Source organism: Micromonospora sp. S4605 (genome assembly GCF_003176715.1).
GTDB lineage: Bacteria > Actinomycetota > Actinomycetes > Mycobacteriales > Micromonosporaceae > Micromonospora > Micromonospora echinaurantiaca.
The window spans coordinates 1-4,908 of the sequence record NZ_QGSW01000283.1; the positions used below are offsets into that span (position 1 = coordinate 1).

The 4,908-nt window shown below is 72.8% G+C and carries 5 protein-coding genes and 1 pseudogene; 3 read left to right on the forward strand and 3 right to left on the reverse strand.

Annotation, left to right across the window (positions count from 1 at the left end):
• The 3 genes from DLJ47_RS25410 to DLJ47_RS25420 all read left to right on the forward strand — a co-directional run.
• Nucleotides 1–1,093 (forward strand): class E sortase (locus DLJ47_RS25410; RefSeq protein WP_233258019.1); only part of this gene is annotated, 1,093 nt, incomplete at its 5' end.
• Between the two features lie 2 nt (nt 1,094–1,095).
• Nucleotides 1,096–1,377: a hypothetical protein gene (locus DLJ47_RS25415; protein ID WP_109903496.1), complete on the forward strand. Its 282-nt coding sequence runs from the start codon at nt 1,096–1,098 to the stop codon at nt 1,375–1,377.
• Between the two features lie 4 nt (nt 1,378–1,381).
• Nucleotides 1,382–2,032 (forward strand): aminodeoxychorismate/anthranilate synthase component II, encoded by a 651-nt coding sequence (locus DLJ47_RS25420; protein WP_109903498.1) that lies wholly within the window; start codon nt 1,382–1,384, stop codon nt 2,030–2,032.
• Nucleotides 2,033–2,044: 12 nt separating this feature from the next.
• On the opposite strand, the gene DLJ47_RS25425 is transcribed toward DLJ47_RS25420, so the two are convergent.
• From DLJ47_RS25425 to DLJ47_RS25435, 3 genes and pseudogenes are all read right to left on the reverse strand, one after another.
• Entirely contained in the window at nt 2,045–2,731 is a 687-nt protein-coding gene (locus DLJ47_RS25425; RefSeq protein WP_233258020.1) for a SanA/YdcF family protein, read from the reverse strand.
• Nucleotides 2,732–2,806: 75 nt separating this feature from the next.
• Complete coding sequence (gene pknB, locus DLJ47_RS25430; protein ID WP_109903502.1) at nt 2,807–4,624, reverse strand: Stk1 family PASTA domain-containing Ser/Thr kinase; 1,818 nt, start codon at nt 4,622–4,624, stop codon at nt 2,807–2,809.
• Nucleotides 4,621–4,908: pseudogene (locus tag DLJ47_RS25435) on the reverse strand (serine/threonine protein kinase); the annotation flags it as partial. The pseudogene DLJ47_RS25435 and the gene pknB, both read right to left, overlap by 4 nt.

The following is a 4,908-nucleotide window of genomic DNA, read 5'->3' on the forward strand; positions in this document are numbered from 1 at the left end:
GTCCGGCCCGGCCGCGAACCGGCTCACCGACCACGCCGAGACCCCGACCGGCCGACCCGCGCCCAGCACGGACGCGCCGACCGCGTTCCTTCCGCAGGTCGCCCGGCCCGCCGCGGCGGGTGCCGGACCGGCCACCCCGGTCTCCCCGGCCAGCCCCGACCGCGCCGCCGACCCCGCGGCCACCGCGCTGATCCCGGCCGTCACCGGCCGTACGCCGGGCGGCCCGCCGGCCCTCGACTCGACCGCGCTGATGGGCGCCGTCCCGCGTCCACCCACCGACCCGACCGGCGACTCGGAGAACGTGGACGAGCCGCCCCGCCCGCGCCGCGGTGAGCGGGTGGTCCAGCTCCGGCCGGAGCAGACCGGCGAGGGCTACCGGAGCGTCTACTCGGAGCTGACCCGTCCGTCGCTCGCCTCCCGGCTGCGCGCCGGCATCCGGGTCACCGGCGAGGTGCTGATCACGTTCGGGCTGGTGGTGCTCCTCTTCGCCGGCTACGAGGTGTGGGGCAAGTCGGCGATCGTGGACGCCCACCAGAACGACCTCAGCCAGCAGTTGGCGCAGGCGTGGGGGCCGGACGGCGACCCGACCGTGGCGCCGTCGGCCAGCGCCAGCCCGACCGCCAAGCCCAAGCCGCCGGTGCAGGGCAAGCCGATCGCCGGCCTCTACATCCCGAAGCTGGACAAGAACTGGGTGGTGGTCGAGGGCGTCACCCAGAAGGACATCCGGTACGCGCCGGGCCACTACCCGACCAGCGCCATGCCCGGCCAGGTGGGCAACTTCTCGGTGGCCGGGCACCGCAACCGGGCCACCTTCTGGCGGCTGGACGAGCTGCACGACGGCGACGCCATCGTGGTCGAGGACAAGAACACCTGGTACGTCTACAAGGTGACCCGCAACCACATCGTGAAGCCGACCCAGGTCGAGGTGGTGGCGCCGGTGCCGGGCAAGCCGGGCCAGAAGCCGACCCAGCGGATGCTCACGCTGACCACCTGCAACCCGAAGTTCGACAACTACCAACGCCTGATCATTCACGCCGAGCTGGACCGTTCCCAGCCGAAGTCGGCGGGTCGCCCGGCGGAGCTGGGAGGCTGACCGTGTACGCCTGGATCTGGCGGAAGCTCCCGTTCGGGCTGCCCGGCAAACTCGCCGGCAGCGTGCTGATCGCCGCCGCGATGGTGGCCCTGCTCTGGTACGTGGTCTTCCCCTGGGCCGAGCCCCTGCTGCCCTTCGACGACGTGCAGGTCACCCAGGACTCCGGTGTACCCGGTGACCCGGGTGGCGACGTGGTGCCGGGGGACGCGCCCCCGGGTGACGAGCACGACCTGCCGTACGACACCGAGCGGAACAACACCCCGCCCCCCTCTCCGGACAGGTGAGTCGATGCGTGTCCTGGTGATCGACAACTACGACTCGTTCGTCTTCAACCTGGTGCAGTACCTGGGCCAGCTCGGCGTGGAGTGCGAGGTACGCCGCAACGACGAGATCGACGTGGCCGAGGTGGGGCGGGTCGGCGCGGCCGGCGTCCTGCTCTCGCCCGGGCCGGGCAGCCCCGACCGGGCCGGCGTCTGCCTCGACGTCATCCGCGCCTACGCCGGCCAGCTGCCCATCTTCGGGGTCTGCCTCGGCCACCAGGCGATCGGCGAGGCGTTCGGCGCCACCGTGGCCCGCGCCCCCGAGCTGCTGCACGGCAAGACCTCCGAGGTGCGGCACGACGGGGTCGGGGTGCTCGCCGGCCTGCCCGACCCGTTCACCGCGACCCGCTACCACTCGCTGGCGGTGCTGCCCGAGACGCTGCCGAGCGAGCTGGAGGTCACCGGCTGGACCGGCTCCGGCGTGGTGATGGCGATGCGCCACCGCACACTGCCGATCGAGGGCGTCCAGTTCCACCCCGAGTCGGTGCTCACCGAGGGCGGCCACCTGATGCTGGCGAACTGGCTGGCCGGCTGCGGTCACCCGGAGGCGCTGGAACGCGCCCCGGAACTGGCCGCCGAGGTGGACGCGCGCCGCCGCGCCGCCTTCGCCACCACCTGATCCCGTCGGCGGTCAGCCCTTCAGCGCGTCCCGGATGCCCGGGTTCGCGGGCGAGTGGACCGCCGGCGGCCTACGTCGGAACGCGTCCCACGCCGCCTTGCCACTGGCGAAGTAGTCCCGGACCGCTTTCCCGACGAGCACGGCGGACCCGCAGCCGGAGCAACGGGCGGCCACTCCGTCGACATCGAGGCCGAGGTGTCGGCACAGCGTCACCGCTCGTGACAGGTGGTAGGACTGGGTCACGATCAGGGCCCGCTCGACGCCGTACACCTCGCGCGCTCGCGCGCAGCTGTCGTACGTGTCCAGACCGAACGGGTCGGCCACGACGCGGCCCGGATCGACACCGAGCCGCTCGGTCAGGTACGAGGTCATCACCGCCGGCTCGTCACCGGACGTCCCACCGCCGTCGCCGGAGACCAACACCACCCGGGCGCGCTCGCTGTGCACCAGCTCAGCAGCCGTCTCAAGGCGGCCGGCGAGCCGGTCCCCCGGTTGCCGCCCGTCCGCCGCCACCGCGGTGCCCAGGACGATCACGACGTCGGCGGTGGGCGCCTCCGCCTCGTCGTACAGGTGCCCGTACGCGCCGATCGTCGTCCACAGCCACGGAACACTGATCAGCAGCAGCGCGGCCAGACCCAGCACGACCCCGCGTACCAGCTGCCGCCGCCACCGGAGCGCCCAGCCCGGACGGCCGGTCACTGCTCTCCCCACCTGCGTCCGATGAGCAGCCGTAACCTCACCGGTGCGCCCTCGCCAGTCGAGGTGGACGCCGCATCAGTCGTTGGAGAGGCGGGCCGGCGGGGTCGTCGGGGCGGTCGGGAACAGCGGGAAGCCGCCGCCACCGCCGTCGGGCGTGTTCGTCGGCGTCGGGGTCGCCGTGCCGGTCGGCGTCGGGTCGACCACCTCCGGCACGCTGACCACGATGGTCACCGTCTTGCCCTTCGCGAGGGGTGCACCGGCCTTCGGGTTCTGCGACTGCACCCGACCCGCGCGGTCCGCCGGTACCTCGTCGCCCTGCTCCACGTTCACCCGGTAGCCGGCGTCCTCCAGTTCCTCCCGGGCGTCCTCCTCGGTGGCGTTGAGGACGTTCGGCACCTGAGCGACGTTGCCCTTGGAGACGGTGAGCGTGACCGTCGCGCCCTCCGCGACCGCCGTACCCTCGGCCGGCGACACCTTGAGCACGGTGTCCTTCCGCTCCGGGCTGTCTGCCTCGTCCCGGTCGACGACGAAGCCTTCGCTCTCCAGCCGCTTCTTCGCGCTCTCGTACGTCGACCCCTCGAGCCCGGCCGGGACGGCCTTCGTCGCCGGGCCACCGCAGACCTGGACCGTGACCACCTGGTTCGCCTCGAGCCGGGCGTTCGGAAGCGGGTTCTGCTGGGCGACCCTGCCCTTCTGGCAGGTGGCGTTGAAGATCTGGTCGCCGGCCTGGGGGACCAGGCCGGCCTGCTGGATCTGGGCGAACGCCTGGTCCTGGGTCAGACCGGTCACCGTGGGCACGGTGACCTGCTTCTCCGCCTGCTGGTTCCAGAGCAGCGCGGCGACCAGGGCGATCACCGCGAGCACGCCGACCGCGGAGAAGGTGGCGATCAGCCAGGACGACGCCTTGCGCTGACGCGGGTCGCCGACCCGGGCCGGAATCTGCCGGGTCTGCGGCGCGCCGGGGGCCGGCGGGTAGCCGGCCGCGCCGGCGGCCGGCGCCATCGGCATGGTCTCGTCCTCGCGCATCACCGGGGTGGCCAGGACCGGCCGGCCGGCGGCCGCGCGGAGCAGGTCGGCGCGCATCTCGCCGGCACTCTGGTAGCGGTTGAGCGGGTTCTTCGACAGCGCCTTGAGCACGATCGCGTCGACCGCCGGGTTGACGTCCGGGTTGATGTCGCTCGGCGTCGGCGGCGCCTCCCGGACGTGCTGGTAGGCGACGCTGACCGGGCTGTCCCCGACGAACGGCGGGTGGCCGCAGAGCAGCTCGAAGAGCACGCAGCCGGCCGCGTAGACGTCGGAGCGGGCGTCGACCGCCTCGCCCCGGGCCTGCTCCGGGGAGAGGTACTGGGCGGTGCCGATCACCGCGCTGGTCTGCGTCATGGTGGTGGCGCCGCTGGCCAGCGCCCGGGCGATGCCGAAGTCCATCACCTTGACCTGGCCGGTCTGGGTGAGCATCACGTTGCCGGGCTTGATGTCCCGGTGGATGATGCCGTGTCGGTGGCTGAACTCCAGGGCCGCGCACATGTCGGCGCAGATCTCCAGCGCCCGGCGCGGCTGGAGCCGCCCCTCGGCGCCGAGCACCTCCTTGAGGGTCCGCCCGTTGACGAACTCCATCACGATGAACGGCAGCGTCTCGCCGGTCGGCGCGGTCTCCTCGCCGGTGTCGTAGACCGCCACGATCGCCGGGTGGTTGAGCGACGCGGCGTTCTGCGCCTCACGGCGGAACCGCATCTGGAAGGTCGCGTCCCGGGCCAGATCCGCCCGAAGCATCTTGATCGCGACATCCCGCCCGAGCCGGAGGTCGCGACCGCGGTGCACCTCGGCCATGCCGCCGTAGCCGAGCAGCTCGCCGACCTGGTACCTGCCACCGAGCAGGCGGGCCTGCGCTGTCATCGCGTCTGTCGTCCTTCGCTCGTCGTCGTCTCGCCGCTGCCCAGCCCGGGCCGTACCTGTCGACGGTACGACCATTCGGCCGGATCGTCGCGTCCGTCATGCCGCAGCGCACCGGACGTCACCGTCTGCGGGGCGAGCGCGCCCGACTGCGTGCCCTTCCGCAGACTGTAGGAAATCACGCCGGAGCAGATCAGTACCAGTACGGCCAGGAGGATGGCGACGAACACCATGCCGGGTCGGGACCGGCGGGGGGCCGGCTGCGGGGCGTACGCCATCGGATGCGC

Coding starts and splice junctions, on each gene's coding strand:
- DLJ47_RS25420 (WP_109903498.1), top strand. CDS start 1,382: ATGCGTGTCCTGGTGATCGACAACTACGACTCGTTCGTCTTCAACCTG.
- pknB (WP_109903502.1), bottom strand. CDS start 4,624: ATGACAGCGCAGGCCCGCCTGCTCGGTGGCAGGTACCAGGTCGGCGAG.